28 protein-coding genes are annotated in these 26,951 nt (G+C 60.2%); 6 read left to right on the top strand and 22 right to left on the bottom strand.

Annotated elements, in window-relative coordinates; genetic code table 11:
* Positions 1-256: 256 nt before the first annotated feature.
* The 9 genes from HFO99_RS18785 to HFO99_RS18745 all read right to left on the bottom strand — a co-directional run bounded on the left by HFO99_RS18785 (position 257) and on the right by HFO99_RS18745 (position 10,176).
* On the bottom strand, positions 257-814 hold the full coding sequence (locus HFO99_RS18785) for a transglycosylase SLT domain-containing protein (RefSeq protein ID WP_164576357.1): 558 nt from the start codon (positions 812-814) through the stop codon (positions 257-259).
* On the bottom strand, positions 762-2,189 hold the full coding sequence (locus HFO99_RS18780; protein WP_222362796.1) for a flagellar hook-length control protein FliK: 1,428 nt from the start codon (positions 2,187-2,189) through the stop codon (positions 762-764). The genes HFO99_RS18785 and HFO99_RS18780 overlap by 53 nt, the downstream gene beginning before the upstream one ends.
* Positions 2,186-3,481, bottom strand: a complete 1,296-nt coding sequence (gene motC, locus HFO99_RS18775; protein ID WP_064249905.1) for a chemotaxis protein MotC — start codon at positions 3,479-3,481, stop codon at positions 2,186-2,188. The genes HFO99_RS18780 and motC overlap by 4 nt, the downstream gene beginning before the upstream one ends.
* A 4-nt stretch (positions 3,482-3,485) precedes the next feature.
* Positions 3,486-4,832 carry a MotB family protein gene (locus HFO99_RS18770; RefSeq protein WP_222362794.1) on the bottom strand — a complete coding sequence of 449 codons (1,347 nt, stop codon included), beginning with the start codon at positions 4,830-4,832 and terminating at the stop codon, positions 3,486-3,488.
* Positions 4,829-5,458 carry a hypothetical protein gene (locus HFO99_RS18765; protein ID WP_222362792.1) on the bottom strand — a complete coding sequence of 210 codons (630 nt, stop codon included), beginning with the start codon at positions 5,456-5,458 and terminating at the stop codon, positions 4,829-4,831. Before HFO99_RS18765 ends, HFO99_RS18770 begins: the two co-directional genes overlap by 4 nt.
* Before the next feature lie 201 nt (positions 5,459-5,659).
* A complete protein-coding gene (locus HFO99_RS18760; RefSeq protein ID WP_222362791.1) occupies positions 5,660-6,622 on the bottom strand; it encodes a flagellin in 963 nt (320 codons plus the stop codon).
* A gap of 299 nt (positions 6,623-6,921) precedes the next feature.
* Complete coding sequence (locus HFO99_RS18755; protein ID WP_222251178.1) at positions 6,922-7,833, bottom strand: flagellin; 912 nt, start codon at positions 7,831-7,833, stop codon at positions 6,922-6,924.
* 247 nt (positions 7,834-8,080) lie between these two features.
* Complete coding sequence (locus HFO99_RS18750) at positions 8,081-8,989, bottom strand: flagellin (protein WP_222299321.1); 909 nt, start codon at positions 8,987-8,989, stop codon at positions 8,081-8,083.
* 281 nt (positions 8,990-9,270) lie between these two features.
* Positions 9,271-10,176: a flagellin gene (locus tag HFO99_RS18745; RefSeq protein ID WP_003556544.1), complete on the bottom strand. Its 906-nt coding sequence runs from the start codon at positions 10,174-10,176 to the stop codon at positions 9,271-9,273.
* Between the two features lie 444 nt (positions 10,177-10,620).
* On the opposite strand from HFO99_RS18745, the gene HFO99_RS18740 reads away from it, so the two are divergent.
* Complete coding sequence (locus HFO99_RS18740; RefSeq protein WP_222333530.1) at positions 10,621-12,537, top strand: glycosyl transferase; 1,917 nt, start codon at positions 10,621-10,623, stop codon at positions 12,535-12,537.
* A gap of 143 nt (positions 12,538-12,680) precedes the next feature.
* Here HFO99_RS18740 and fliP read toward each other — a convergent pair whose 3' ends face one another.
* From fliP to flgF, 13 genes are all read right to left on the bottom strand, one after another.
* The gene (fliP, locus tag HFO99_RS18735; protein ID WP_222333532.1) at positions 12,681-13,418 is read right to left on the bottom strand and encodes a flagellar type III secretion system pore protein FliP; all 738 of its coding nucleotides are present in this window, start codon (positions 13,416-13,418) and stop codon (positions 12,681-12,683) included.
* On the bottom strand, positions 13,415-13,921 hold the full coding sequence (locus tag HFO99_RS18730; protein ID WP_222333534.1) for a flagellar basal body-associated FliL family protein: 507 nt from the start codon (positions 13,919-13,921) through the stop codon (positions 13,415-13,417). Before HFO99_RS18730 ends, fliP begins: the two co-directional genes overlap by 4 nt.
* Positions 13,922-13,933: 12 nt before the next feature.
* Positions 13,934-14,650, bottom strand: coding sequence for a flagellar basal body L-ring protein FlgH (gene flgH, locus HFO99_RS18725; protein WP_003556536.1), 717 nt, complete (start codon positions 14,648-14,650; stop codon positions 13,934-13,936).
* Positions 14,647-15,189 carry a MotE family protein gene (locus HFO99_RS18720; RefSeq protein ID WP_064249915.1) on the bottom strand — a complete coding sequence of 181 codons (543 nt, stop codon included), beginning with the start codon at positions 15,187-15,189 and terminating at the stop codon, positions 14,647-14,649. Before HFO99_RS18720 ends, flgH begins: the two co-directional genes overlap by 4 nt.
* The gene (locus HFO99_RS18715) at positions 15,186-16,307 is read right to left on the bottom strand and encodes a flagellar basal body P-ring protein FlgI (RefSeq protein ID WP_017967032.1); all 1,122 of its coding nucleotides are present in this window, start codon (positions 16,305-16,307) and stop codon (positions 15,186-15,188) included. The genes HFO99_RS18720 and HFO99_RS18715 overlap by 4 nt, the downstream gene beginning before the upstream one ends.
* On the bottom strand, positions 16,304-16,786 hold the full coding sequence (flgA, locus tag HFO99_RS18710; RefSeq protein ID WP_222362790.1) for a flagellar basal body P-ring formation chaperone FlgA: 483 nt from the start codon (positions 16,784-16,786) through the stop codon (positions 16,304-16,306). Before flgA ends, HFO99_RS18715 begins: the two co-directional genes overlap by 4 nt.
* A gap of 15 nt (positions 16,787-16,801) precedes the next feature.
* Positions 16,802-17,590 (bottom strand): flagellar basal-body rod protein FlgG, encoded by a 789-nt coding sequence (gene flgG / locus HFO99_RS18705; RefSeq protein ID WP_018072568.1) that lies wholly within the window; start codon positions 17,588-17,590, stop codon positions 16,802-16,804.
* Between the two features lie 19 nt (positions 17,591-17,609).
* Positions 17,610-17,951: a flagellar hook-basal body complex protein FliE gene (locus HFO99_RS18700; RefSeq protein WP_222251167.1), complete on the bottom strand. Its 342-nt coding sequence runs from the start codon at positions 17,949-17,951 to the stop codon at positions 17,610-17,612.
* Between the two features lie 3 nt (positions 17,952-17,954).
* The gene (gene flgC / locus HFO99_RS18695) at positions 17,955-18,371 is read right to left on the bottom strand and encodes a flagellar basal body rod protein FlgC (RefSeq protein WP_222362789.1); all 417 of its coding nucleotides are present in this window, start codon (positions 18,369-18,371) and stop codon (positions 17,955-17,957) included.
* Positions 18,372-18,376: 5 nt separating this feature from the next.
* The gene (gene flgB, locus HFO99_RS18690) at positions 18,377-18,769 is read right to left on the bottom strand and encodes a flagellar basal body rod protein FlgB (RefSeq protein WP_222251163.1); all 393 of its coding nucleotides are present in this window, start codon (positions 18,767-18,769) and stop codon (positions 18,377-18,379) included.
* 165 nt (positions 18,770-18,934) lie between these two features.
* Positions 18,935-19,477, bottom strand: coding sequence for a flagellar protein (locus HFO99_RS18685; RefSeq protein WP_222362788.1), 543 nt, complete (start codon positions 19,475-19,477; stop codon positions 18,935-18,937).
* A 2-nt stretch (positions 19,478-19,479) separates the two neighbouring features.
* The gene (fliI, locus tag HFO99_RS18680) at positions 19,480-20,880 is read right to left on the bottom strand and encodes a flagellar protein export ATPase FliI (protein WP_222362787.1); all 1,401 of its coding nucleotides are present in this window, start codon (positions 20,878-20,880) and stop codon (positions 19,480-19,482) included.
* Positions 20,881-20,999: 119 nt separating this feature from the next.
* The gene (gene flgF, locus HFO99_RS18675; RefSeq protein WP_017967023.1) at positions 21,000-21,734 is read right to left on the bottom strand and encodes a flagellar basal-body rod protein FlgF; all 735 of its coding nucleotides are present in this window, start codon (positions 21,732-21,734) and stop codon (positions 21,000-21,002) included.
* A gap of 254 nt (positions 21,735-21,988) precedes the next feature.
* Between flgF and motA the strand changes: the two genes are divergently transcribed.
* The 5 genes from motA (at position 21,989) to flhB (ending at position 26,949) form a co-directional block, all read left to right on the top strand.
* A complete protein-coding gene (gene motA / locus HFO99_RS18670) occupies positions 21,989-22,861 on the top strand; it encodes a flagellar motor stator protein MotA (protein WP_017967022.1) in 873 nt (290 codons plus the stop codon).
* Positions 22,862-23,812, top strand: coding sequence for a FliM/FliN family flagellar motor switch protein (locus HFO99_RS18665; protein ID WP_222362786.1), 951 nt, complete (start codon positions 22,862-22,864; stop codon positions 23,810-23,812).
* 65 nt (positions 23,813-23,877) lie between these two features.
* On the top strand, positions 23,878-24,465 hold the full coding sequence (gene fliN / locus HFO99_RS18660) for a flagellar motor switch protein FliN (protein WP_018244803.1): 588 nt from the start codon (positions 23,878-23,880) through the stop codon (positions 24,463-24,465).
* A gap of 28 nt (positions 24,466-24,493) precedes the next feature.
* Positions 24,494-25,534 carry a flagellar motor switch protein FliG gene (gene fliG, locus HFO99_RS18655; protein WP_003556501.1) on the top strand — a complete coding sequence of 347 codons (1,041 nt, stop codon included), beginning with the start codon at positions 24,494-24,496 and terminating at the stop codon, positions 25,532-25,534.
* A gap of 335 nt (positions 25,535-25,869) precedes the next feature.
* Complete coding sequence (gene flhB, locus HFO99_RS18650) at positions 25,870-26,949, top strand: flagellar biosynthesis protein FlhB (protein ID WP_222362785.1); 1,080 nt, start codon at positions 25,870-25,872, stop codon at positions 26,947-26,949.
* Positions 26,950-26,951: the final 2 nt, after the last annotated feature.

The raw sequence follows: 26,951 nt of genomic DNA, 5'->3' as shown, positions 1-26,951 counted from the left end.
CACTTCGATGATCTATGGGTACGAATCGCACGAATCGGCGACAACTCGTTAAAGTTAATGGCAGAAACTAATAATTGATTAAGATCTGTGTAGCGATTTGATCTATATCTAGTGGGTGCGCCTGATTATGCACACCAAAATTTCGTGGAAAAGTTAACGGTCGGTTAAATTTGACTTGCACACAGGATTCATGCCGGATTCCTGCCATATTGTGACACAGTTTCGTCACAATACGCCTCTTCCATCTTTGGTTGAATCAATTTTGACAAAAGTTACTCGCATTGGGAGTCCACTTGCCGTAGCCCGTGGCGACCAGATTGGCGATGACGCGGCAGACATATTGCTTCTGTGCCGGATTGTTGTTGGGCCCGGCATGGTATCTGGCTACCGCCATCGTCCATGTCTCATGACGGTCATGCAGGTTGCGGAGGAATTTTGCAGCGTACTCCACGTTGCGATGCGGGTCGAACATCTCCTCGGCGGAGCGGAAATTTTCGCCGTGAAAGTAATGGTTGATCTGCATGCAGCCGATGTCGATGAGCTTCGCACCGCTGTTGCGGGCGACATCGAACTGCTTCATCGCGTCCTGCTCCGAGGGAGGAAAGATCGCTTTGCCTTCGACGTTCATGGCATAGGGATAGAGCGAGCCCTTGCGGCCGGTTTCCGTCAGACCGACCGAATAGAGGATGCCTTCCGGGATACCGTATTTGGCCGCTGCCGACTGGATCTCGCGCTCGCAGGCGCCGGTGGAGGCGGCCGCCTCAGAGGTAAACGCCGCCAGTGCCGCGGCTGCCGCCAGTACGAGCGTCCTCAATACCCGTCTCGCCTGCACCATTGAAGCCTCCGTCCGTCCGCCGTGCCGTCTGATTGTAGCGCTCGCGCGCCTCGCCGCCCTGCCCCTGCTGGGGAGGCGATTGCTGCTGGGAGGCCTGGCCCTGGTTGCCGGCGTCGGGACGCTCGACCGGCGCCATGCTGATGGTGACGTTTTCGACCGCATAGCCCTGGCTGCGCAGAGCTTCGAGAATCTTGCCGTGATCTTCCTTCATTTGACGGTAAGCCGCTCCGGTTTCGACCTTGAGGTCGACGTTCAGGGCGTCGCCGGACAGGCGCATGGTCGCCGTCACCAGACCGAGGTCGAGCGGGTTCATCTGGATCTTCAGCGTATTGACCACCTTGCCGGTGCTCGTCCATTCCGCTGCGTTGGAGAGCGCCGAGCTCGGCTCCATGGCGCGCGCCCATTCGGAATCGCCCGAGAGAGCAGCGGTCACGGCGGCGGAATTCGAGTTCTGCATCAGGCCGATATAGCGGCGCGATTCGAGCACCGTAACGTTTTCGACATCGGCTTTCTTCGAGCCATCCTTCGGTCCGGCCTGATCGGTGCCGATGTGGACATCCATCGACACGCCGCGGCCATCGGCGCGCCTGATCCTGAATGTCTTGCCATCGGTAGCTTCGGCAGCCTCCGATCCGGGAACCTTGATGTCATCCGCCGTGCCGCTCTCGATGTTGCTGCTGACCGCCGCCAGGGCGTCGGACGCATGGCCGCCCGCCTTGGCGTCAAGTTTCTTGTCGGCCGTTCCAGCCTCATCGACCTTGGCGGAGACGTGATGCGCGGCTGCCGCTGTCGGCAAGGTCACGGTCCCGTCGGCAGGTTCCTGCTTCAGCAAGCCGAGAACATCCGAAATGCCGCCGTCATCATCGTCGCTGGCCTTGTCCGTATCGGTTTCCAGCGCGTCGGCCTTGGTGTGTTTGCCACCCTTGGCTGCCGGAGCGACCTCGTCTGCGGGACTGTCCTTCGGATCGAGCTTGCCGAAGGCGAGATCGTCCGGCATTTTGATGTCAGCCTTCGCGGGTTTTGCCGCGACCTTTTCAACATTGAGGATCGTTTCCGGCTGAACATCAGCCTGCGTCCTCAGAGCGGCGTCGCCAAGATCGATCAACGGCTTTGCGCCGTTGCGGCCGCGGATCGTCTGCGCCGCTTTCTCGGCGCTGCCATCGGCAACCACGCCCTGATCCGGCTGCGCATCGTCGGCATCGTCATTGGCAGCACTGCCGCTTGCCTTGGCCAGCGCGTCGGAGAAGCCGTTCTTTTGGCCGGCGGCATCGTCTTTTCCGGCCAGTCGCGCAGATTTCGCAGTCGCGGCGGACTCCGCACCGGGGGCTCCGCCCGAGACGCTCATATCCATCATTGTTGGTTGCCTTCCTGCGCCAGAAGACCGTCGATCTTGTCGAGCTTGGATCGATTGGTCGTCACAAATGCGTTGAATGAGGGGTCGGTATCCTGGCTTTGGCCAGTCGATGCCACACCTCCCGGAACAGGCTCGGGAAGCGCGCCTGGCGCTCCCGGTTGCGTCGCTATAGCCGCAGCCTTTTCAGAAGTGATTTCTTGATGGTCAGTGTTAGGATCCGAGGCTTGCGTCAGGCTTGCCGGGTCGGGAGCGCGCAGGATCTGCTCGGCAACGGAGCGCGCCGCCTCCTGCAGCGCCTGATCCCGCGGCGAAAGCGCGTTGCCGTCGATGCCGCTGACATTCTTCGCCGCCCGGTCGATATCCTCTGTCGGAAGGCCGGCCATGCCGCCATAGAAGTCCGCGAGCGGACCGAAGGCATTGTCGGTGCCGGCGCCCAGCGACTGCACACGTCCGACCGCCATGCGCGCCAGCTCCGGCTTGCCCGATATTGCGGCCGCGCGGGCGATGCGCAGATAGACTTCGCGCTGGCGCGGAGCGTCCATGAAGGACAGGATATCGATGACGTCCTGCGGCTTCACGTCGTGATCGTGACCGACGACGAGCGTGACGAAAAGATCGGCGAACTGGCTGGCATAGGGCGAATGCAGGAAGCGTCTGACATAACGCTGCGAATAGGCCATTCCTTTATCAAGCATTCCCTTGTCGACGCAGATGGCAACGGAGCGGCGCAACGCCGCCTCCTCGACGATCGTACCGGGGGCTGCAAGACGCGCCTGGTCGTAGAGATCCAGCGCATCTGTCGGTTTCGTCGCGATCAGCACGTTGCCGCCGATCAGCGCAAGATAGGGGCCGATCTTCTTGTCGCGATATTCCCTGGCCGTCTCCTGCAGCGTCTTGGCGACGAGGAGCCCCTTGCCGCTGAGATATTTGCGCAGCACGTCGGTGACGCGATTGTCGAAATAACCGTTGACGTCATGGGCGATCAGATATTCGAGCGTCTGGGGATTGCCGCCGCTCATCGCGTAAATCAGCGCGGCATCGACATTGCGGTCGTCGTCGAAGATCGAAGGATCGACAGTGCGCAGCCGCTCGTCGATCGTGCCCAGCATGAAGCGCTGCATCTCGCCGGCCGAATGATCGCCACTGACGACGGAATCCTGCACGAATTGCAGCGACCGCAGCATCTTGTACGGCGCGAGATCATCCGGATCCTGTGCATTGCCTGCGGCCGGCGAAAGCATCGCCAGGCCAAGAGCCACAAATCCGACGTAGCGATGCTGCCGACGCGCCATTCGACTATCCTTGATCCGCCTGCACCAGAATCTCGATCCGGCGGTTGGTGGCGTTGAACGGGTCAGACGGCAGCTTGAGCCGACGGTCGGCAAAGCCGGAGACCTGGGAGATACGTTTCTCGTCGAGCCCGCCGCGCACAAGCATGTAGTAGGCGCTCTGGGCGCGATCCATCGAAAGCCGCCAGTTCTCGTTCTGCGTGCCCTTATACTGGCGCCCGTCCGTGTGGCCGCGGATGGCAACCGCACCACCCCTCGCCTTCAGGATCGCGCCGATCTTTTCCATGGCGAGCACCATCTCCTGGCGCGGAACTGCAGAACCGATATTAAACATCGAATCGTCGGTCTGGTCGGAGATGCTGACCAGCAATCCACCCTCGGACGCCGTCACGCTCAGGCCTTCGGCGAGCTTGCCTGCAACGCCGCCAATCTGCTGGGCGATCTGTGCCTGCAGTTGCTCGGCTTCCTTCTGCTGCTGCTCGGTCTCGCCGGCGCTCTTGTCCGCATCCTTCTGGTGATCGGCGTCTTTCTGAGCTTCGGCCTTCTTGTCCTCGGGCGACTTGCCGGCCGGCGCCTTGCCGTCCTTGGCGTCGACCGCGCCCTTAGTTTCCTTAGTTTCCTTAGTTTCCTTAGTTTCTTTGCTTTCCTTGGCGGCCTTCTGATCGGTGGTCAGCGGTATAGGCTTCATATCCTCGATCTTGGCGATCTCGGTTGTCTCGCTCTCGACCGCCTGCTGGTCGCTCTTGCTGGGCGGCAACGTCTTGCCGGCGGTGGTGACCTCGACCTGTTTCGTCCAGAAATCCGGATCGAAGGGATCACGATAGGCCTCGCCGCCATCGGCGCCGGTGGCCGGGCCTGAATCGGCGGCACCGCCGTCGCCCTTGGCGCTGACATTGGCCTGCTGACCAACCTCCTGCGCGATCTCGGCCAGAACCGAATAAGGATTTTCGAAGAAATCGGCCTCGGAATAATTGGTTTGGTCGCCTGATGTCGATGTCTGGTCGTCACCATCGGCCGCAGCCTTGCCGTCGTTCGGATCTTCTTCCTTCTGTTTCGACTTCTCCTGCTTCTCCTCGCCCTCGGCGTTGTCGACGGGCTTCTTCAGGCCCTTCTCGGTCGGCTTTTCGTCGGAGAGTTTGATCGGATTGAAATAGGTCGCGACCGAGGCCTTGGTCTCCTCGTTGGCGGCATTGACCAGCCACATGACCAGGAAGAACGCCATCATCGCCGTCATGAAGTCGGCATAGGCAATTTTCCACGCACCGCCATGGGCGCCATCGTGATCACCGCCGCCATGTCTCTTGACGATGATGATCTCGTTCTTGCCGTGGTGGTGGTTTTCGCCTTCGCTCATTCGAGAACTTTCTTCAAGCTGGCTGCCCAGGCGGACATACGGGTGACTATGACGGAATCACCGATTTCGACGGCAAGGTCGATATCGTCGGTCTCAATGTGGCGAACCGCCCCGGCATGTTCACCGAGCTCGGCCTTCAATATGTCGAAAAGCCGGGTCGGCCCCCTGACGACGACCGCTCCAGCCGCGCCTTCGAGGATCGCGTCACGCAGCAGAGAGGCGAGGCTTTCGGCAGCCTTGGCGGCAAGGGCTTCGGTCATCACAGGCGCGATGGCAACGGCGGCGCCGGCGCTGACCAGCTGCGCGACCTCTTCGGCGATATCGCGGATGCGGGATGCAATGACCGCCGCCGCCTCGACTTCGTAACGCAGCTTCAGCTCTTCGAGTTCACGCGCATGGACCTCCGCCAGCATCCGCGCCTCGCCTTCGTATTTCTCAGTCAACTCCACGGTCGCTGCGGCATGACCTTCCGCATAGGCTTCCCGGCGCTCCGCCTCGACGTCGATCGCCGGTTCGCTCGGCATTTCGGGGAAAGCGTCGCCGCCGAAATCGTCCATGTCGAGGATCGGCGGTGACGATTCCGGTTCACCGAAATCCTTCAAATACCGGGAAAGCGTAATGCTCATAAAAAACCATCCAGCATTCGGGAGGCATGCAGCATGCCCGCCCCCGCTCAAAGTGACCTTGCGCGCCGGCATCCCCTTCCAAACGGGCAAGGGCCTGACCCTGCGCCGGCACGGATTCGAACGATGCCTTCATGCCGGAAACTAGGAAGTCAAACTTGCGCGAGGATGAATGGCGCGGCCACCCCTGATCGCGCCCACCCCCTACTCCAGCAGGATCAGGATCTTGCTGGCGGCGGTGTTGAGGATCGAGATCGCTTCGACGGCCATCTGCTTCTGTGTTTCGATCGCCTTCTGCCGGATCGAAGCCTCGTCCATGTCGGTATCGACGAGCGCACCGACGCTCTTGTCGATCGAGTCGGACAGATCGGCGGTATAGTCGATCTGATCGTCGATGCGCGTCTTCATCACGCCGATGGACGCCGCCGTCGTCGTCAGCGAGGAGAGCAGCGCGTCGGTCACGTCAAGCATGTCGGTAAGTTGCGCATCGGTCGTGCTCTTGCCAATCGCAATTTCCGTACCTGTCGCCGGCGTGGTGGAATTGGCGTTCAGCAGATAATAATTCCGCGACGTCGTGCCACTGTTATTGATCGCATTGGCATCGACCGCCTTGGTGAACAGGCCGCCGCTCGCATTGTTCTTGTCGACGAGAATGGTCTGCGAGGATGGGAAGTCGATGGTCTGGGCCTGATATTCGCCGGTCGGAGCGCGCACGAAACCAGAGATGACCTGCCATGTCGGCGGCGCGGCGGTGTCGCCGTTCAACAGCCAGTTTTCACCCGCAAACGACGTCGATTCAACGACGGTCTGCAGCTGTTCCTTGTACTCGCCGATCTCGGCGTTGATCTTGTCCTTGTCGGCGCCCGGCTCTCTTGCCGAAACCAACTTGGCGCGAATATCGCCTATGAGATCGATCGCCGAGTTCATCGCCGTGTAGGTGGCATCCACCTTGGCAGCGCCGAGACCGAGCGCATCTCCGATCGTTCCGAGATTGGTGCTGTCCGAACGCATGACGGTCGCGACCGACCAGTAGGAGGCATCGTCGGCGGCCGTCTCGATACGATATCCCGAGGACACCTGCTGTTGGGTCTGGTTGGCTTCTTTGTTGATGCTGCGCAGCACCGCAAGCGCATTCACCGCGGCCGCGCTGGTAATCTTAACGGTCATCGACAGGTCTCGGAATCGGGGTGAAAGGGCAGGCCGGATTGCCGGCGGCGACTGAAGTGGCGTCATGCCTCCGGCAGAGTTTCTACCGGCGTGTCGCAAAGCAAATCAACTCGAGGCGAAGTTAACTCGATAACAACCTGTTGGGCAAGAGCGCAGCACTGAGCCTGGCGCAGCGATCGCAGCGCCAAACAAAGCTTTGATATAAAAGAATAAACCGCGCCGTTTCGGGCGCGGTCCGGGAGGTTTTTCGATTGCTGCCAGACGATGGCGCAAGATTCGGTCCAGCTTCAGCGGCTGATTTAGCTGCGGAACAGCGTGAGGATGTTCTGAGCGCTGGAGTTGGCGATCGACAGCGACTGGATGGCCAGCTGCTGCTGCGTTTGCAGCGCCGTCAGCTTGCTCGATTCCTCTTCCATGTCGGCATCGACGAGGCGGCCGACGCCCGAATCGATCGAGTCGCTGAGCGCGCCGACGAAGTTTTCCTGCAGCTCGATGCGAGTGGAGATCGAGCCGAGCTGCGACGCAGCCTTGGTCATCGCTTCGAGGCCGGCCTCGATTGACGTCAGGGCCATGGCGATCTCAGGTGAGCCGAACGTGCTGATATCCATCGAGTAGATCGAGCCGATTGTACCGGATGATGTGCCGAGAATGCCGGAGCTCGTCTCGATCGTGCCAGTCGTGGTCATGCCGAAGAGGACGTTGCCCGCGGAGCCCGAGTTCAGAATGTAGTCCGTTGTCTTGACCGAGACATTGCCGTTGCCATCGCGCACGAATGTGGAAACGACGCTCTTGGTGCCGTCAGCGCCGGCAACCCAGTTTTCACCGGAGAAGGAAGCCGATTGCGCGATGCTCAGGAGCTGCTGCTGCAGCTGGCTGATTTCTTCCTGGACCTTGGTCTTGTCGACGCCCTTTTCGGTCGCGGCAACGATCTTCGCCTTGATTTCGCTGATGATGTCGATGGCGCTGTCCATGGCAGAGTAAGCGGTGTCGACCTTGGCGGCGCCGAGGCCGAGAGCGTCGGAAACGGCGGAAAGTGCCTTGTTGTCCGAACGCATGGTGGTTGCGATCGACCAATAGGCGGCGTTATCGGCGGCCTTTTCGACCCGGTAACCCGACGATACGTGGTTCTGCGTCGTCTCAAGGCTGTCGTTGATGCCGCGGAGTGTCTGAAGAGCGGCCATCGCCGCGACGTTCGTCAAAATGCTGGTCATAAAATGATTGCCCCTTGTTGGCAGATGGAAAAAAGGGACATTCCGGAAAGCTACCGGGAACGGGGACCAGCCTCATGCCTGTTAACCGGTTCTTAAATTTGGTTAACCCGCCGTCTCGTTGACCGCAGAAGACAGCATTATAGTTAATCAACAGTTAACGGAAATTAAAAAAGCCGCGCTCCATGGAAGCGCGGCTCGATTCCTGGATGCCCGCCGGAGACCGGCGGGCCGATATTTCCAAGGGTCATTAGCCGCGGAACAGCGTGAGGATGGTCTGCGAAGAGGAGTTCGCGATCGACAGCGACTGGACCGCCAGCTGCTGCTGGGTCTGCAGGGCGCTGAGCTTGGAGGACTCTTCTTCCATGTTGGCATCGACGAGACGGCCGACACCGGAGTCGATCGAGTCGCTGAGGGCGGATACGAAGTTTTCCTGCAGTTCGATGCGCTTGGAGATCGAGCCGAGCTGAGCGCCGGCGCTGGTCATGGCCTTCAGAGCCGATTCAACGTTGGTCAGAGCCGACTGGATCTGGCCGAGGGTGAAGGTCGTGATGTCCATTGCGTAGACAGAACCGGTCGCACCATTCGAAGTACCGAGGATACCCGTGGAGGTTTCGACCGCGCCGCCGCTCATGCCGAACAGAACGTTGCCCGTGGAGCTGTCGTCGAGAATATAGTCGGTCATCACGACCGAAACGGCGTTGGAGCCGTCGCGGACGAACGAGGAAACAACGTTCTTGGTGCCGTCAGCGCCAGCAACCCAGTTTTCACCGGAGAAGGAAGCCGACTGAGCAACGCTCAGGAGCTGCTGCTGCAGCTGGCTGATTTCTTCCTGGACCTTGGCCTTGTCGACGCCGTTTTCAGTGGCGGCAACCAGCTTCGCCTTGATGTCGCCGACGACGTCGATGGCGCTGTCCATGGCGGAGTAAGCGGTGTCGACCTTTGCAGCGCCGAGGCCGAGAGCGTCGGAAACGGCGGAAAGTGCCTTGTTGTCAGAACGCATGGTCGTTGCGATCGACCAGTAAGCGGCGTTGTCGGAAGCCTTGCCGACGCGATAGCCGGACGAAACGTGGGCCTGGGTTTCCTGGAGACCCTGGTTGATGCCACGGAGAGTCTGGAGGGCTGCCATTGCAGCGTTATTGGTGTTGATGCTCGTCATAGTTTGCTTGCCCCTTGTTGGCAGATTTTAAGAAGGGACATTCCGGATTTTCGGCCGGCCCACAGCGATCAGCATCATGCCTGTTAACCATCTCTGTTAGGGTTAACTCGCCGTTTCGATGGGCCTAGAAAACAGTAAGATGGTTAAGGAAAGCTAAATCGGGATCGGAAATTACTCAAAAATATCTGAGACTTAGAAGGTTTTTCATTAACCTTATATTAAAACATTTCGCGGCCGGGGATGACCCGGCCGCGAAACTTGAAACCTTGTGCCGACCGGTCTTAGCGGAAGAGCGACAGGATGTTCTGCGAAGAGGAATTCGCGATCGACAGCGACTGGATCGCAAGCTGCTGCTGGGTCTGCAGGGCGCTGAGCTTGGAGGACTCTTCTTCCATGTTGGCATCGACGAGACGGCCGACACCGGAGTCGATCGAGTCGCTGAGGGCGGATACGAAGTCGTCCTGGGCGTCGATGCGGCTGGAGAGCGAACCGAGAGCAGCGCCGGCGCTGGTCATGGCCTTCAGAGCCGCTTCAACGTTGGTCAGAGCCGACGCGATCTGGCCGGAGGTGAAGTTGGTGATGTCCATTGCATAGACAGAACCGGTCGCACCATTCGAAGTACCGAGGATACCCGTGGAGGTTTCGACCGAGCCGCCGCTCATGCCGAACAAAACGTTGCCCGCAGAGCCGCTGTTGAGAACGTAGTCGGTCGTCTTGATCGAAACGGCGTTGGAGCCGTCGCGGACGAACGAGGAGACGACGCTCTTGGTGCCGCTAGCGCCGGCAACCCAGTTTTCGCCGTTGAAGGAAGCCGACTGAGAGATGCTCAGGAGCTGCTGCTGCAGCTGGCCGATTTCTTCCTGGACCTTGGCCTTGTCGACGCCGTTTTCAGTGGCGGCAACCAGCTTGGCCTTGATGTCGCCGACGACGTCGATGGCGCTATCCATTGCGGTGTAAGCGGTATCAACCTTGGCAGCGCCAACGCCGAGAGCGTCGGAAACGGCGGAAAGTGCCTTGTTGTCAGAACGCATGGTCGTTGCGATCGACCAGTAAGCGGCGTTGTCGGAAGCCTTTTCGACGCGATAGCCCGACGAAACGTGGTTCTGCGTCTGGTTGAGGCCCTGGTTGACGCTACGCAGCGTCTGGAGAGCGGCCTGTGCGGAGGTATTCGTGTTGATGCTTGTCATAAGTCTGTCCCCTGGAAAACTAGATACAAAAAGGAGGACATACCGGACTATAGTACCGGCGATGACGGACCAGCTTCATGCTACTCGGCGCCTTTTTTGTTTGGCCCAAACCCGTCATGTCCAGGGCAATCTCGCAGCCAATGCTTGCCAACTCCTTAAAAATACAGGGCCCAGACAGGCTCCTCGCGGGGCATAGTTAATGCTTGCTGAAAATATTCCTTGGCATCCTATCTTCCTTGAAAACCAAGCGTTTTCCCTAGGCTAGAGTGGGCATTTCCCCGCAAAATAGAGGTTCACCAAGCGCACCGGTTTCAAGCAAGCTTCGAATGCCAATGTGGCAGGCGCCGGGATAGCACCATCGGACCGATCCGCCCTTTTTGCGGAGGACGGCCTGTCCGTGCCTCGGCGGTCGACGCCAGAACATTTCCTTCACGGAGTTGGGTTTTGAACAGCAAAGTTTCGTTCTCTGCGGCATCCAAGGACTACCAGATGGGCCGCTACACACAGTCCTTGGCGACGCTCAATCAGCTGATGGATATTCAGCAGGACGCCAAGACCTATGCGCTGCTGGCCAAGAACCTCGTGCAGCTCGGTTTCAAGGCCGATGCCGCAAAAGCCTATGGCCTAGCCGGCAGCTGTGAAGGACCAAATTCCTACGAATACCAGAAGCAGGCGGCCAAGCTGCACTACGAGACCGGAAGCGAGGACGATGCTCTGCTGATCGCCATGCGAAACCTTAGCAAGGCGCAGGAAGACCCGGAACTCGCCTTCATCATCACCGCGATCTATCTGAAGCGGCAGCAGCGCGATATTATCCGCCCGTTCAAGACGGTGCTGTCGCAGAGTGCCAATCCCGATCATATGCGCCTGGCAGCCCTGCTTCTGAGCGATGATCTGAACGACGCAACCAACCAGAGCCTGTCGCGCAACCTCTTCAAGCGGTTTCCAGGCAATCTCGCATTCCGCTTCCTGCATCTGGTTTTCGCCCGCGAATTCAACGAGTTCGAAGAGGCAAGCAAACATCAGGCGGTGATCGATGCCTCACTCGCAAAGGGCGATGTCGAGATCCTGCGCAAGGATAACCCGTTCTATCATCTGCACTGGTGCGGCAACGAGGATTTCAACCGATATGCGACGATCGGCACCACCCCCCTCAACCCGGAACGAGTGGCCTTCCGCCGCAACCAGCCGCACAGCTGGTCGGACAAGATCCGGATCGGCTACATGTCATCGGACTTCTGGGATCGCCACGCGACGATGAAGCTCTTGCAGCGCATCCTCGAACTGCACGACAAGGACCGGTTCGAGGTGACGCTCTTCTGCCATACAGGCCCTGAGTACCTCAAGCATAACAATACCGACCGCAGCCGCTGGGGCCGGGTCGTCACCGTTCACGGCTTCTCCGACCAGGGGATGCTCGCAGCGGTACGCGAGCATAATATCGACATCATGGTCGACCTGAAGGGCCATACCTCGGGCAGCCGCGCGTCGGCCTTCAATTTGCCGCTCGCGCCGGTGCATGTCGGCTGGCTCGGTTTCCCCGGCAGCACGGTCAATATCGATCTCGACTACGTCATCGGCGACCATTCGGTATTGCCCGAGGTGGCCAAGCCCTTCTACCATGAGAAATTCTGCCGGCTGCCGGAGAGCTATCAGCCGAACGACCCGATGCATCGCCCGAAGCCGCGCCCTGTCACCCGCGAGCAGCTCGGCCTGCCGGAAGACGCCTTCATCTTCGCGTCCTTCAACGGCAACCGCAAAATCACACCGGAGACGATCGACAGCTGGTGCCGCATTCTCAAGCGCGCGCCGAACAGCGTGCTCTGGCTGATGGCGAACACGCCGCGCAACCAGGCGAACCTCTTGAAGCAATTCCAGGCGGCAGGGATCTCCGGCAAGCGGATCATCTTCTGCCCGCGCGCGCCCTATGAAGAGCACATCGATCGTCAGCAGGCGGCCGACATCGGCATCGACACCTTCCCCGTCAACGGCCATACGACCACCTCGGAGCAACTCTGGGGCGGCCTGCCGGTCCTGACCGTCAAGGGCACCAACTTCGCCTCACGCGTCAGCGAGAGCCTGCTCAGGGCCATCGACCTGCCCGAACTCGTTGCAGCCGACCTGCAGGGCTATGAGGATCTTGCCGTCGAACTGGCGCAGAACCCCGCGCGGATCGCGCAATACAAGGCGCATCTCAAGGAGAAGCGCTATATCGCGCCGCTCTTCGATGCCGAACGGTTCTGCGACCATCTGGAGCAGGCCTATGAAGTCATGGCCGACCGTGCCAAGCAGGGTCTTGCACCCGATCACATGGACATTCCGGCGCTGCCGCCGCGCACGGCGCCGTTCGCGGCCGAGTGAGGCTTTTCGACCACTACACAGCGCCGCGCGTCTTTCAGACGCTTAAAGAACGTTTTAGCATCTCGAATTGCGGCATAATTAAAGAACCCGCCGGAGCGATCCTGCGGGTTTCTCATTGGCGAATATCAAGCGGCGGCAGCCGGTCAGTTGAACGAGCGCACCAGGCTGCCGACCAGCAGGTTCCAGCCGTCGATCAGCACGAAGAAGAGGATCTTGAAAGGCAGCGAGATCGAGGTCGGCGGCAGCATCATCATGCCCATCGCCATGGTGATGGTCGCGACGATGAGGTCGATGACGAGGAACGGCAGCACGACGAGGAAGCCGATCTCGAAGCCGCGGCGAATTTCGGAAATCATGAAGGCCGGGATCAGCACCCGATAGTCGATCGGATTGGTCGTCTGGATATTCTGTCCGCGTTCGCGTGCCAGATCGACGAAGAGCGCCAGATCCTTGTCGCGGGTATTGGCCGCCATGAAGGTGCGGAAGGGTTCGGCGATACGCTGGACCGCCTCGGTCTCGTTGATCTGATTGGCAAGCAGCGGCTGCACGCCGTTCTGCCAGGCCTGATCGAAGGTCGGCGACATGACGTAGAAGGTCATGAACAGCGACAGCGACAAAAGGATCATGTTGGAAGGCGTCGAGGAGAGGCCCATCCCTGAGCGCAGGATCGAGAACGCGATGATGAAGCGCGGGAAGCTCGTCACCATGATCAGGATGCCCGGCGCGACCGAAAGAATGGTCAGCAGGCCGAATGTGCGGATGATCCAGGCGGCGACGGAGCCATCGACCGGGATCTTCAACAAGTCAGTCGGCAGCTGCTGTGCCACCGCCAGTTCCGGTACCGCCATCATGGCGGCAAGGAAAACTATGAGACGAATCATTCGATGACAAATGTCCTGAACATGACCTTCGATACCCGCCCTTGCGAGCGAAGGTCAACACGTTCCTGTATGTCATCCTTGAGATATTGAAAGCCGCGCGGCCCCTCGATCTGCTGAAGGGAAACGGTTCTGATATAGGCGAGGATATCCTGATGAATGTCCTCTGAAACCTTGACATCCGGCGGCCCGTTGAACAGCAGCGCGACTTCGAGTCGGACCCAGTTTTCCGAGGGGTAGGCGAGGTTCGAGGTGATCGGTTCGAGTTGGACGACGTTGTTGGCCTCGGTCGAGATCCGCGCCAGACCTTCCTCGGCCTTTTTCTTGGCCTCGGCATCCTTGGCCTGCTCGACCTCCTTGGCACCGTTGATGTCGGGTGCGACGATCGTGCCGACCGCCCAGCCGCCGCCGGCGCCGAGCAGGGTCAGGACGGCGATGCCGATGATCGTCATCAACGAGCCGGATTTCTTGTTCGGTTGACCTGCGCTTACGTCTGGCTCTGCCATCGTCGTTCAGCCTCAAAGCGGCGAGAAAAGATCGACGGCCTGCTGGCCGCGCGGAGGCTGCTGCACTTCCATCAGGCGGCCGCGGCCACCGTAGGAGATGCGGGCTTCGGCGATCTTGTCATAGGAAATCTGATTTTCGGCATTGACGTCCTGCGGACGAACGATACCGGCGACGTTCAGGATGCGCAGCTCCTGGTTCAGGCGGACTTCCTGCGAGCCCGATATGACGAGGTTGCCGTTTTCGAGAATGCCGGTAACGACGGCGGCGACCAGAAGGGTGAGCTTGTCGGTGCGCTCGATCTTGCCTTTGCCGTCGGTGCTGGTGTCGGACCCATAGGTCAGGTCGGTCTTGGACTCGGGTGTCCAGCCGAAGATCTGGGCGTTGACGTCCCAGTTCATGCCGCTCGAATTCTTGCGGCTGCGGTTGGTCTCGTTGTCGAAGGAGCCTTTGTCGTTGATCTGGATATCGACTGTCAGGATGTCGCCGACGTTGAGCGCGCGCGCGTCCTTGAAGAGGGCGGCCTGCGAATCGCTCCACAGCGAATAGCCCTGCGCCACGGCGCGCGGCTGCTTCGGATAAAGCGCCATCTGCGGCGTCTGGCCATAGGCGAGGCCGCTGCCGATCGGGCTCATGGCAGGCGCGCGGCCGATCTCGCTGACTGCCGTCGGAGACTGGCAACCTGCAAGGAGTGCGAGGGCGGCGATTGCGGCCGGGAAACGCATATTCATGAAGGATCCTTCGACGTATTGGGATCGGACGCACTGGCAATGACGCTGGCGATGACCGCGGCCTTCTGCGGGTCCATCTCGTTGAGGATGAGGCTCGACTGCCGCGGGCCGAGCCGCATGATCACGGCAGAGGCCACCTCGATCTTCATGTCCTGCAACTGGAGTGCGGCCGCATCCGGTTTCATCTTCCTGTAGATCTCGGTGAGGCCGGCTTCCGCCTGCTTCAGGAAATCGTCGCGCCGCTTCAGCCAGTCCTGGTATTCGGCCTTGCGCTTGTCCATTTCCGCCATGCGGGCGTCGATGTCGGCGCGAAGCTTTTCCAGTTCCTGCTTCTGCAAGAGGTAACGCTGGTCGCGGGCGGGATCGGCAATGTTGGTGCAGAACTGCTTGACCTCGTCCTGGGAGGTGATGTCGCCAGCCGGCGCATGTTCCTGCGCGAAGGCGCCGGGGATCGACAGAAGGACGAGGCCCGCGGCCGGCAGCGCCAACCGGCGCAGCAGTTGCAGAACCGTCATGTCACGGTTGATGATATCAATCATTGCAGCACAAGCTCCGCCTGCAGGGCGCCCGCCGACTTGATGCCCTGGAGAATGGCGATGATGCCATCCGGTTTCACGCCGATATTGTTGAGGCCGGCGACGAGAGTCCTGAGGTCGGGGCCGTCGATGATGGCGACGCGCCCACCGGTCTGCTCGGCGGCAATATCGGTCTGCGGCTGGACGGCAGTCCGGCCTTGCGAGAAGGGTTCGGGCTGGATGATCTGCGGCGTCTCGGTGACCTGAACCGTAAGCGTGCCGTAGCTGACGGCGACCGGCGAGACGCGGACGTCCGAGCCGATGACGATCGTTCCAGTGCGTTCGTTGATGACCACCTTGGCCGGCGTGTCGGTCTCGACGATGAGATTTTCGATATCGGCCATCAGCCGGGTGAGATCGGCCGTGCGCGGCTTCTGGATCACGACTTCCTGCGAATCCTTGGCTTCGGCAACCGGGCCGCCGAAGCGCGCCGAGGCATAACCGTTGACGATGTCGGCGATACGAATCGCCGTCGAGAAGTCGGGGTTGCGCAGCTGCAGGACGAGATTGACAGAGTCCTCGAAGCGGGACGGCAGTTCGCGCTCGATAATCGCACCGCCCGGCACGCGGCCGGCAGTGGTGACGCCTTCGGTCACGGTCGCCGCCTGGCCCTGCGCCTGAAAACCGGAAACGATGGCGGCACCCTGCGCAACGGCATAGATTTGTCCGTCGGCGCCGGAAAGCGAGGTCATGACGAGCGTGCCGCCGCGCAGCGACGTCGCATCACCGAGCGAGCTCACCGTCACGTCAATACGGCTGCCGGGGCTTGCGAAAGGGGGCAGGTTGGCGGTGACCATCACGGCAGCAGTGTTCTTGGCGTTGGACTGGCCGCCCTGCGTCGAGATGCCGAGATTCTGCAGCATTGCGCGCATCGATTGTTCAGTGAAGGGCGAGGACCGGAAGCCGTCGCCGGTCCCCTGGAGGCCCACAATGAGTCCATAGCCGATCAGCTGGTTATCGCGGCCGGCCTGAAGGGAGGCGATGTCCTTGATGCGGGAGGTCAGCGCCCAGGCGGGCGCGACATCAGCCAAACTCATGGCGAGAACCGCGACAAGAGTGACGAAACGGAAGAACAATTTCATTTTGCCCTCACATGGACCGTGCCGTCCGCAAGCACCGTGCCGCTGACGATGACGCCGGAATCCATATTGCGGGCGCGGACGACCTGCCCGGTCGCGCCGTCTTCAAGCGGCGTGCCGGCGGCGGAAATCGTCATCGCACCGAGCGAGAAGACCAGGCGGATCGAAGAGCCGCGGGTCACCGTATAGGCCTCGCGCAGGGCCGAGACCGAGATCGTGCGGCCCGGTAACAGCGTGCGCTTGGAAACCATGCCTTCGACCTGTGAAACGGATTTGGCATAATCGCCGGCGAGGTTGGGGTTGGTGACCTCGACCTCCTGGAGCTGGCTGGCCGACAATGTGTCGCCGGGGTAGATGATCGTCGTCGGGACGACGGCATAACCCATGTCGGCATGCGCCGACGCGGGCAAGACAATGCCCGCGACTGCGATCGTGGCTGCTGCCACCCATACTGAGATGTGTCCTGCCCGGCAAAACATCATGTTTCGGCCCTTCCCTTACTTCAGGTTCTTGCTGACGATGGAGGCCATTTCATCAGCGGTGGTGATCACCTTGGAATTCATTTCGTAAGCGCGCTGGGCCGAAATCAGCTCGGTGATTTCCTTCACCGGGTCGACGTTCGAGGATTCCAGATAGCCCTGTTTCATATAGGCGAAACCTTCCTCATCGGGATTGCCGATGACCGCTTCGCCGGAGGCCGGCGTTTCCTGGAAGAGATTGTCGCCGAGCGGCTGGAGACCCGCCTCGTTGACGAAGTCGGCAAGCGTCAACTGACCGAGTACGGTCGCGTCCGTCGCACCCGGCAGCTTGGCCGAAACCTGGCCGGAGCGGCTGATCGTCAGCTCGGTCGAGCCCGTCGGAATAGTGATGCCGGGAAGGACCTCGTAGCCATCGATGGTGACGAGCTGGCCTTGGTCGTTCTTGTTGAAGGCGCCGGCGCGGCTGTAAAGCGTCGTACCGTCGGTCGACTGGATCTGGAAGAAGCCCTTGCCGATCAGCGCCACGTCGAGATCGTTGCCGGTCTGGGTCAGTTCGCCCTGGAGATGCAGGTTGCGGACCGCCGAGGTCTGGACGCCGAGGCCGATATTGGCACCCTCCGGAACGACGGCCTGGTTGGCTCGGTTGGCGACACCCTTGGCACGTTCGGTCTGGTAGAGAAGATCCGAGAATTCGGCGCGGGCGCGCTTGAAACCCGTCGTATTGATGTTCGCGATATTGTTCGCGATGACTTCCAGATTGGTCTGCTGGGCATCCATGCCCGTTGCTGCGATGGCGAGCGCTCTCATGTGTTCGTCCTCAAATCAGTTACATCTGCATCTTGGTGACTTCGAGAAAGGCCGAGACGACCTTGTCGCGGATGGCGATCGCGGTCTGCAGCGTCTGCTCGGCCTGGAGCATGGAATCGACGACTTCACGTGTCGTCGCCGTTCCCTTGATACCGGCAAAGGACATGCTTTCCGCACCCTTCAGGCTGTTGACCGCATCGCTTGCCATGTTGCCCATGATAGAGGCAAAGCTCATGCCGTTGGCTGCACCCGCGGTGCCCGGCATGGTGTTGGCAGACGACGAGGCGGAATTTTCGGTGTCGACGGCGCCGAGCGCACGGGTCATCGAAAGGTTGCTGACATTCTGGACGCTGCTGATCATTGATTATTGGCTCTTCAGGAGGTCGATCGTGGAGGAGATGAGATCGCGGGTCTGTTTGATAGTCTGCAGATTGGCGTCATACGAGCGATTGGCTTCGCGCATGTCGGCCATCTCGACCAGGATGTTGACGTTCGGCAGCTTGACGATGCCCTTCTTGTCCGCAGCCGGATTGCTGGGATCGAACTCGGTGCTGAAGTCGCCTTCGTCGACGCCGACCTTCTTGACGCCGACCGTCTCGACGCCGCTGGTGCGATCCATCTGCTGGCCGAAGGTGATCGTCTTGCGCCGATAGGGCTCGGCGCCGGGTGTGTCGCCGGTCGAGCGGGCGTTGGCGATGTTTTCCGAGACGATGCGTAACCGCGTCGACTGCGCCTCGAGCCCGGAACCGGCGATTTTCATTGCTGCTGAAAGCGGATCCATGACTTTTACTTCCTGACGGTCATCAACATCATGCGATTGAAGGAACTGACCAGTGAGGTGTTCAGATCGTACTGGCGCTTGATATCGCCCGACTTGGAAAGCTCCTCGGCCAAACCGACTGTATTGCCGGATTCCTGGACGCCGATTTCCTGGTCGAGTGCGGCTTCCTTGACGTCGATATCGCCGCTGTTGCTGAAATCGCTACCGCTGAGATGCGCCGGATTGGTGCGCGCCATGGCGATGTCGGACTTGTCGAGCACCGCGTCAAAGGGCGTGACGTCTTTGGCGTGGAACTTCGGGGTATTGGCATTCGCGATGTTGCCGGCAACAACCTGCTGACGGATCGTCAGCCATTCCGCCTGTCGCGAAGCCAAGTCGAAAAGTTGGATTGGTTGCATGAAACTCTCCGTTTTTACTGTCCCGAACCTAGTGCGGTAATCTTGCGTGGGACTTACGGGAATTCAGGCTTCAAGAGGCTTTTCTGCGACGCCGCCGCTATCAAAAGAACAGGGGCTCCGGCCGGTTGGCGGCGGAGCCCCTGTTGTCTGGATTTGCGGTCAGGCTCAGTTGTTCTGGTAGGTCTCGCCCTTGGAGGTGACGATTACCCATTTGCCGTCGTGCTGCTCGAGTGTCGCAAGGCGGCTCTCGTCGGGGAGGATCGAGCCGACGCGCACCACATACATGCCGGAGGGATCCTCGATCAGCGCCCGGCCGTTGGAGACGTGCAGCAGGCGAAAAGAAGACTTCCCGGGGAAGGGCTGATCCTCCAATATGGGGCCGCCATCGCGCTCCTTGCCGAGATCAGACACCGTTGCGGTTGTCAGCGGATCGATCGGCGGGGCCTTCTTGTCCCCCTCGTTCTTGTTGACCATGGCAAGCGGCGAGACGCTGAAGACATTGCGGGCCGGCCAATCCGGCAGTTCGCGCGAATTGCTGCTGGTGGCAACATTGATGCCGAACTTGTCCGCGTTGAAGAACACGTACCAGGGGAAAAAAGCGGAGGCGCCGGCAAGCGCCAGGCCGCTGAAGGTCAGCAGCCGATCCAGGATGACGGTTTTCCTGCGCTGCTTCAGGGAAGCGATGCGTTCGTCGTCGAATTCAGCCACGTCTAGCCTCTCCTCTGAATGGGTGCGCCTTGATTGCCCATGCCGGCTGCAGCCTTGAGTGCGCCGGCGAGATCGGCGAAAGCATCAGGCGAGTCGCGATCGCCCGGAGACTGTTTCAGAACGTCGTAAATGATCGGCACCTGCTTGATCGCCATGTCGAGATCGGGGTCGGCCCCCTGGCGGTAACCGCCGATCATGCGCAGGTCGCGCGTCTCTTCGAAACGATGGATCAGTACCTTCAGCCGCGACACCAGCTTTTCCTGATCCGGCGTCCAGGCCTTGCGAGCAAGACGCGAGATCGAGGCGAGCGGATCGATCGGAGGATAACGCCCTTCTTCGGCGAGACTTCGCTGCAGGACGATATGACCGTCGAGGATGCCGCGCGTCGAATCGGCAATCGGGTCGTTGTGATTGTCGCCGTCGACAAGGATCGAGATGATCGCCGTGATGGTGCCGGCGCCCTCGGGGCCGGGGCCGGCGCGTTCCAACAGGCGTGGCAGTTCGGTGAAGACGGAAGCGGGATAGCCGCGCGCGATCGGCGGCTCGCCGGAGGCGGTCGCCACCTCGCGGATCGCATGGGCGAAACGCGTGACACTGTCGACGATGAAGAGAACGTTCTCGCCCTTGTCGCGGAAATGTTCGGCGATGGTGACGGCCGTCAGCGGCGCCATCTTGCGCAGCATCGGGCTCTCATCGCTGGTTGCGACGACAGCGATCGCCTTCCTCATATTGCTCCCGAGGGTATCCTCGATGAATTCACGCACCTCGCGGCCGCGCTCGCCGACGAGCGCAATGACAACCTTGTCGAAAGCATCGGCGCGGGCGAGCATGGACAGGAGCGTCGACTTGCCAACACCGGAGCCGGCAAAGATGCCGAGGCGCTGCCCGAGGCAGAGCGGCGAGAAGATGTCGATTGCGCGCACGCCGGTCTTGAAGCCGGTCTCGACACGCTTGCGGGTCATCGAGGGCGGCGCGGTATTGGAGATCGAGCGGCGATCGAGCCCCTCGGTGATCGGACCCAGCCCATCGATCGGCTCGGCGAGCGAGTTGACAGTGCGCCCACACCAGCTGTCCGACGGCGAAATGCGGAAGGCGCCCTTGCGGATCACGGTATCGTGGATGCCGATCGGCTCGCCGGGCTCGATCGGGCAGACATAGATCAGCTCCGGTTCGACGCGCACGACTTCGCCAAGATGGATGCCGGTCGCGGATTTATGGGCCACGAACTCGCCGAGACGAACATGGCGGGAGAGACCGTGAACCGTGTAGTGGCCGGCGGCGATGGTCTGCACCCGACCGCCATGGGCAACCGCAAATTCCGGCGATGCGTATCGGTCGACGAGGTCCGCCAGATGCGCCAGCTTCGGGGAAAGGCCGTCCTCAGACAGTAGCGTGGTGCTCATGCTTTAACTCTCGCCCTAAAATACGCCGCGTGCAGCTTGCTGCATGCGACGTATTTTTGGTCTTTGTTCTTGTGCATGTCGTCCTTCCAAAACCGCCGAACACTTTTGGGCGACATGCATTAGCGGCTGCCCCCAAGTGTCTGGACGGCTTCCTTGAAGGAATCTTCGCTGTCGCGCATCAGCGACGAGACGCTTTCGAAGGCGCGGTTGACTTCGATCAGTTGGGTGATCTCACGCATGGCGTTGACGTTGGAGTTTTCGAGATAACCCTGCTCGACACCGACATTGAAGCGGTCGACGACGGCGCGCGGCTGGTCGGTGGTCATGATGCCGCTGTTTTCGTAGCGCAGGTAACCCTTGCTGATATCGGCCTCGAACAGACCGAGGGAGCCGACCTGGCGGCCACCCTGATAGATGATGCCGTCGGTGCCGACAGCGGGCTCGCCCCCTTTGGTGTTAAGCTGGATCGGGGCACCGCCGGCGTCGAGAACCGGGTATCCCCGGATCGAAACAAGTTCGCCGGTTTCCTTGATCGTGAAGCGGCCATCCCTCGTCAGCACGCGGCCGGCCGGCGTATCGAGCGAAAACCAGGCATCACCCTTGATGGCGAAATCGAGCATGTTGCCGGTGTGCTGCAGTTCGCCGTTTCCCTCGTTCAGGTAGTCATTGCCCTGGGAAACGAAGGCGACCTTGGTGTTCAGCTTGTTCTTGGTATTCGCCACCATTTCGTCGAACTTCACCTCAGTGGCGCGAAAACCGGTCGTATTCACGTTCGCCATGTTGTCTGCGATGGTGTTCAGACGCTTTTCGAGGGCCATCTGCGACGACAGAGAAACATAAAGACCGGATTGCATGTCGGTAAGCTCCAAGCATTGGCGATGAACGGGACGAAAAGCCGGGCGTCGTCTCATGTGGTTCGGCCGGGATTTCGCTGAGGCGGCATCTCAGAAACGGGTGCGGGCACCCATTCGTCTCCTTTAGACTGACGGCAGATGCTTGCGCGAAGCTGGCACGCGGAAATGCTTGGCGATCGGGCCTTTCATCAGCCTCACGCAAGGCAGAAACCCTATCCGTCTCAAAGGAATGCAACGTTCAGATTGGGCTGACGATGAATATCATTATCGGATTTATAGTGACTTGCGGCTGTATCGTCGGCAGCTTCATGGCGATGGGCGGCGAAGTGGATGCGCTGCTCCAGCCCTTCGAATTCCTCATCATCGGTGGCGCCGGCCTCGGCAGCTTCATCATGGCGAACCCGATGAAGGTGGTGAAGGATTCCGGCAAGGCGCTCAGCGAAGCCTTCAGGCACGCCGTGCCGAAGGAACGCAACTATCTCGATACGCTCGGCGTGCTCTATTCGCTGATGCGCGACCTGCGCACCAAGTCGCGAAACGAGATCGAAGCCCATATCGACAATCCGGCGGAATCGACGATTTTTCAGTCGGCTCCGACGGTTCTGAAGAACAAGGAGCTGACGGCGTTCATCTGCGACTACGTCCGCCTGATCATCATCGGCAACGCCCGCAGCCACGAGATCGAGGCGCTGATGGACGAAGAGCTCAACACCATCATGCACGACAAGATGAAGCCCTACCACTCGATCCAGATCATGAGCGATTCCTTCCCGGCGATCGGCATCGTTGCGGCCGTTCTCGGCGTCATCAAGGCGATGGCCCACATCAACGATTCGCCTGAGGTGCTCGGCCACCTGATCGGCTCGGCGCTCGTCGGCACGTTCCTCGGCATTCTCTTGTCCTACTGCGTCTGCTCGCCGCTGGTCTCCCAGATCAAGGTCGTGCGCAACAAGCAGCACCGTCTCTACGTCATCGTCAAGCAGACGCTGCTTGCCTATATGAACGGCTCGGTGCCGCAGGTCGCGCTCGAATACGGCCGCAAGACGATCTCGGCTTACGAGCGTCCGTCCATCGATGCGGTCGAGCAGGAAATGATGAACCCAGGTGGCGAGAACAAGGCGGCTTAAATGACTATGAGCAATGCTTCGCACGACAAACCGGCAATGGATCCTGCCCTCCTTGCCAAGCTGACAGGCGGGCTTGGCGACAGAGGCAGGGTCGCCAAGATCTGCAGTTCCTTCGGGGAAATCTACAGCGAATTCTTTCCCGACGTCATCAAAAGCGAGACCGGCCTCGACGTGACGGTCAATTATCTCGGCTGCGAGATTGGCTACAAGAACCACCTCATCGAAGACCTGAGCGCGAACGTCACCCTCGTCGACGCGACGCAGCGCAACTGGTCGCAGAACATTACGCTTGCCTGCGGCAACGGCTTCGTCATCACGCTGATGGAGCATCTGCTCGGCGCCACAGCCGATACGATCGAGGAACCGGCCGATCGGGTGCTTTCGATCATCGAGCTCGATCTGGCGGTCATGGTCTTCGACAAGATCGCCAAGGTGCTGCGCTCGGCCGTCAGTGCGCCGGGTGGTTTCGAACCGAGCCTTTCGGCCCCGCACGCCCATGACATGCGCGCCCGGCCGCAGGAGGATCGTCCGGATGAATTCGCAGCCGCCATCAACATGTCGATCACGCTTGCCGGCATCGTTTCGGAATTTTCGTTGATTGTTCCGCAGACGGCACTGCTCAAGACCAAGGTGACGCCGCCGAAGCCGAAACGCCAGGCCAGCAGCAACTCAGTGGAATGGACCGAACAGCTCGGCGATCAGGTCCGCCGCTCACATGTCACGCTCGAGGCCAAGATCAGGCTGCAGGACTTAACGCTGCGGACAATATCGAAGCTGATGGTCGGCGACGTCATTCCGTTCCGCGATCACGGCGATGTGCGCGTCGAGGTGAGCGCCAACACCAAGGAATTGTATGTATGCGAGTTCGGGCGTTCAGGCGAAAATTACATGGTCCGCGTCAAGGATACGATGAACTCGGATGATGAACTCATCCGTCATTTAATGAATTAATCGGTTCTCTGGCTTTTAGGCTGCAAAGGCAGTTTGAGGCAAGTTTCAACTGGAATAGTGATTTCATGGCTACGAAGAAAACACAGCAGAACAGCGACCTCTCCCTGGATCTTCCGGGCAGCGAAGCAGATCTCGACCAGGCGATCGACGATCTGCGCGGCGTGCTGAAGCAGGATGCCGATGGCGACCTGTCGCAGTTTGGCGACGACCTGCAGAGCGACCCCTTCGCAGCAGGAACGGACCTGGCGGCCTTTGGCGGCGAGACTTCGGAAACCCCTTTTGGAAGCGACGATTTCGGCGGCGACTTCGGCGGCGGCGATGCCAGCCCGGCTGCCGGCATGGATTTCGGCAGCAGCTCCTCCTTCGAGGCGTCGCCGGCCCCGCTCGGCAGCGCTTTGAACTCCAACTTCGACCTGATCATGGACATCCCGATCGACGTCCAGATCATGCTCGGCACCAGCCGGATGCAGGTCTCCGGCCTGATGAACCTCAATGAAGGGGCGACGATCGCCCTTGACAAGAAGATCGGCGAACCGGTCGAGATCATGGTGAATGGCCGCAGGATTGCCCGCGGCGAGATTACGGTGCTTGATAACGACGACACGCGATTCGGTGTGAAACTGATAGAAGTTTTGAGTACGAAAAAAGCCTGATCCCTGTGTGGGACGGAGAGGTTAGACCATGATGGACTTTGACGATTTCGGCGGCGCGCTAGCCGGGAAACCGTTGACCCAGGCTGAAAAGGCAGCGGCTGTTCTTCTCGCTATGGGAAAAGGAGTCGCCGGCCGGCTGTTGAAATATTTCACCCAGGCCGAACTGCAGACCATAATCTCTTCCGCCCAGTCGCTGCGCGCCATTCCGCCGGACGAACTGCTGTTGCTCGTCTCCGAGTTCGAAGACCTCTTCACCGAGGGCGCCGGACTGATGGACAACGCCAAGGCGATCGAGGCCATTCTAGAAGAAGGCCTGACACCCGACGAGGTCGACAGCCTGCTCGGCCGCCGCACCGCATTCCAGGCCTACGAAACCTCAATCTGGGATCGCCTCAGCGAGGCGGAGCCGACATTCGTCGCGCAGTTCCTGCTGCGCGAACATCCGCAGACCGTCGCCTATATTCTTTCGATGATGCCCTCCTCCTTCGGCGCCAAGGTGCTGCTGCAGCTTCCCGACAACCGCCGCGCCGACATCATGAACAGAACGGTCAACATGAAGGCGGTCAGCCCGAAGGCTGCGCAGATCATCGAAAACCAGGTCATGACGCTGCTTGCCGAGGTCGAGGCAGAGCGTAATGCAGCCGGCTCGACGAAGGTCGCCGATCTGATGAACGAACTCGACAAGCCGCAGGTCGACACGCTGCTCACCTCGCTCGAATCGATCAGCCGCGAGTCGGTCAACAAGGTTCGCCCGAAGATTTTCCTGTTCGAAGACCTCATGTACATGCCGCAGCGCAGCCGCGTCATGCTGCTCAACGACATCTCGACGGATGTGCTCACCGTCGCGCTGCGCGGGTCGCCGCCCGAAATCCGCGAATCGGTTCTCTCCGCCATCAGCCCACGCCAGCGCCGCATGATCGAATCGGATCTGCAGAGCGGCATGGGCGGCGTCAATCCGCGCGAGATCGCGATTGCCCGTCGCGCCGTGGCACAGGAAGCGATTCGCCTGGCCAATTCCGGCCAGATCGAACTCAAGGAAAAGGAAGGCGACGCTTCGGCAGCCGCCTAAAGCGCGTCGCGATCTTTCAGATTCGCGCCTCGCGCTTTATGTCTCTATTTTACCCATGTCGTTGTCGCAAAACCGCTGCACACAATTGCGCGATATGCTTTGGCTCTTCGAGACTGTTGACAAATCCGGCATGCCGAAAGGCCGCGGTTGATCGCCGCGCGACAGGCGACTACCCTTCCCGCAACAGGCTGCGCTCTAAAGCGCGTCGCATGGAACTCGGTTCGTGCGACGCGATTTAGGTCTTTGTTTTGATGCATGTCGTCATCCCAAAACCCTGCACGTTTTTGGGCGACATGCATTTGCTGCGGCCTATTTCTTTGACGGAGGGCCGCGACTTGGCAGACGATGACAAGGACAGCAAAACAGAAGCCCCAACCGCGAAAAAGCAAAGCGATGCCGCGGAAAAGGGCAACGTGCCGTCTTCGCGCGAACTTTCGATCTTTGCGACGATCCTCGCTACCTTCATTTACCTCGTATTCTTCCTTCCCGACAGCGTCGGACGCATGAGTGAAACGCTGCGCGACATCTTCGAACAGCCCGACCAATGGAAGATCGAGACGGGACCGGATGTGCTGGCGCTGTTCGGGCGGCTCGGCTGGGCAAGTGCGGCACTGGTGGCGCCCGCCTTCATCCTGTTTATGGTGTTCGGCATCGCCTCCTCCGTCTTCCAAAACCTGCCGACACTGGTGCTTGAACGCATCCGACCGCAGGCCTCGCGAATCTCGCCGATCAAAGGCTGGTCACGGCTGTTCAGCGTACCCGGCCTGGTCGAATTCGGAAAATCGCTGTTCAAAGTCGTCGTCGTCGGGGTGATCCTGTTCTTCGTGCTCAGGAGCGAATATTTCGGCTCGATCGACGCGATGTTCTCCGATCCGCAGACGATTCTCGTGCGAATTATGGCAGCGATGCGCAAGATCATTATCGTCATGCTGATCGCCACCGCGATCGTGGCAATCGCCGATCTTTTCTGGACGCGCCATCACTGGTTCACCGAGCTGAAGATGACGCGGCACGAGGTGAAGGAAGAAAACAAACAGGCGCAGGGCGACCCCTTCGTCAAGAGCCGGCAGCGCTCGCTGATGCGCGACCGCGCGCGCCGGCGCATGATCGCCAACGTGCACCGCGCGACGCTGGTGATTGCAAACCCGACGCACTATGCGGTGGCGCTGCGTTACGCGCGTGAAGAGAACGATGCGCCGGTGGTGCTGGCCAAGGGTCAGGACCTCATCGCGCTCAAAATCAGGGAGATTGCCGAGCAGAACGGCATACCGGTGTTCGAGGATCCGCCGCTTGCGCGCTCCATGTTTGCGCAAGTCTCGATCGATAGTGTCATCCCGTCAGTCTTCTACAAGGCGGTTGCGGAGCTCATTCACCGGGTCTACGCTGCAGACGCCAAGAACAAACGGGTCAGATAAGC

It is taken from the genome of Rhizobium leguminosarum (genome assembly GCF_019798305.1).
Lineage (GTDB): Bacteria > Pseudomonadota > Alphaproteobacteria > Rhizobiales > Rhizobiaceae > Rhizobium > Rhizobium leguminosarum_U.
Note: the sequence above shows the minus strand (reverse complement) of the source record. Positions and strands in the feature narration are given on the sequence as shown.

Excerpts from the sequence above, each read along its gene's own strand:
- fliI (WP_222362787.1), bottom strand. The coding sequence starts at position 20,880 with ATGAGCACCACGCTACTGTCTGAGGACGGCCTTTCCCCGAAGCTGGCG.
- HFO99_RS18780 (WP_222362796.1), bottom strand. The coding sequence starts at position 2,189 with ATGATGGATATGAGCGTCTCGGGCGGAGCCCCCGGTGCGGAGTCCGCC.
- motA (WP_017967022.1), top strand. The coding sequence starts at position 21,989 with ATGAATATCATTATCGGATTTATAGTGACTTGCGGCTGTATCGTCGGC.
- fliG (WP_003556501.1), top strand. The coding sequence starts at position 24,494 with ATGATGGACTTTGACGATTTCGGCGGCGCGCTAGCCGGGAAACCGTTG.
- flgC (WP_222362789.1), bottom strand. The coding sequence starts at position 18,371 with ATGGATCCGCTTTCAGCAGCAATGAAAATCGCCGGTTCCGGGCTCGAG.
- fliN (WP_018244803.1), top strand. The coding sequence starts at position 23,878 with ATGGCTACGAAGAAAACACAGCAGAACAGCGACCTCTCCCTGGATCTT.
- HFO99_RS18745 (WP_003556544.1), bottom strand. The coding sequence starts at position 10,176 with ATGACAAGCATCAACACGAATACCTCCGCACAGGCCGCTCTCCAGACG.
- flgF (WP_017967023.1), bottom strand. The coding sequence starts at position 21,734 with ATGCAATCCGGTCTTTATGTTTCTCTGTCGTCGCAGATGGCCCTCGAA.
- HFO99_RS18700 (WP_222251167.1), bottom strand. The coding sequence starts at position 17,951 with ATGATCAGCAGCGTCCAGAATGTCAGCAACCTTTCGATGACCCGTGCG.
- HFO99_RS18770 (WP_222362794.1), bottom strand. The coding sequence starts at position 4,832 with ATGAGCGAAGGCGAAAACCACCACCACGGCAAGAACGAGATCATCATC.
- motC (WP_064249905.1), bottom strand. The coding sequence starts at position 3,481 with ATGGCGCGTCGGCAGCATCGCTACGTCGGATTTGTGGCTCTTGGCCTG.
- HFO99_RS18665 (WP_222362786.1), top strand. The coding sequence starts at position 22,862 with ATGACTATGAGCAATGCTTCGCACGACAAACCGGCAATGGATCCTGCC.
- HFO99_RS18760 (WP_222362791.1), bottom strand. The coding sequence starts at position 6,622 with ATGACCGTTAAGATTACCAGCGCGGCCGCGGTGAATGCGCTTGCGGTG.
- flgB (WP_222251163.1), bottom strand. The coding sequence starts at position 18,769 with ATGCAACCAATCCAACTTTTCGACTTGGCTTCGCGACAGGCGGAATGG.
- fliP (WP_222333532.1), bottom strand. The coding sequence starts at position 13,418 with ATGATTCGTCTCATAGTTTTCCTTGCCGCCATGATGGCGGTACCGGAA.
- HFO99_RS18720 (WP_064249915.1), bottom strand. The coding sequence starts at position 15,189 with ATGATTGATATCATCAACCGTGACATGACGGTTCTGCAACTGCTGCGC.
- flgA (WP_222362790.1), bottom strand. The coding sequence starts at position 16,786 with ATGATGTTTTGCCGGGCAGGACACATCTCAGTATGGGTGGCAGCAGCC.
- HFO99_RS18765 (WP_222362792.1), bottom strand. The coding sequence starts at position 5,458 with ATGAGCATTACGCTTTCCCGGTATTTGAAGGATTTCGGTGAACCGGAA.
- flgG (WP_018072568.1), bottom strand. The coding sequence starts at position 17,590 with ATGAGAGCGCTCGCCATCGCAGCAACGGGCATGGATGCCCAGCAGACC.
- HFO99_RS18755 (WP_222251178.1), bottom strand. The coding sequence starts at position 7,833 with ATGACCAGCATTTTGACGAACGTCGCGGCGATGGCCGCTCTTCAGACA.
- HFO99_RS18715 (WP_017967032.1), bottom strand. The coding sequence starts at position 16,307 with ATGAAATTGTTCTTCCGTTTCGTCACTCTTGTCGCGGTTCTCGCCATG.
- HFO99_RS18730 (WP_222333534.1), bottom strand. The coding sequence starts at position 13,921 with ATGGCAGAGCCAGACGTAAGCGCAGGTCAACCGAACAAGAAATCCGGC.
- flgH (WP_003556536.1), bottom strand. The coding sequence starts at position 14,650 with ATGAATATGCGTTTCCCGGCCGCAATCGCCGCCCTCGCACTCCTTGCA.
- HFO99_RS18750 (WP_222299321.1), bottom strand. The coding sequence starts at position 8,989 with ATGACGAGCATCAACACCAATAACGCTGCAATGGCAGCCCTCCAGACT.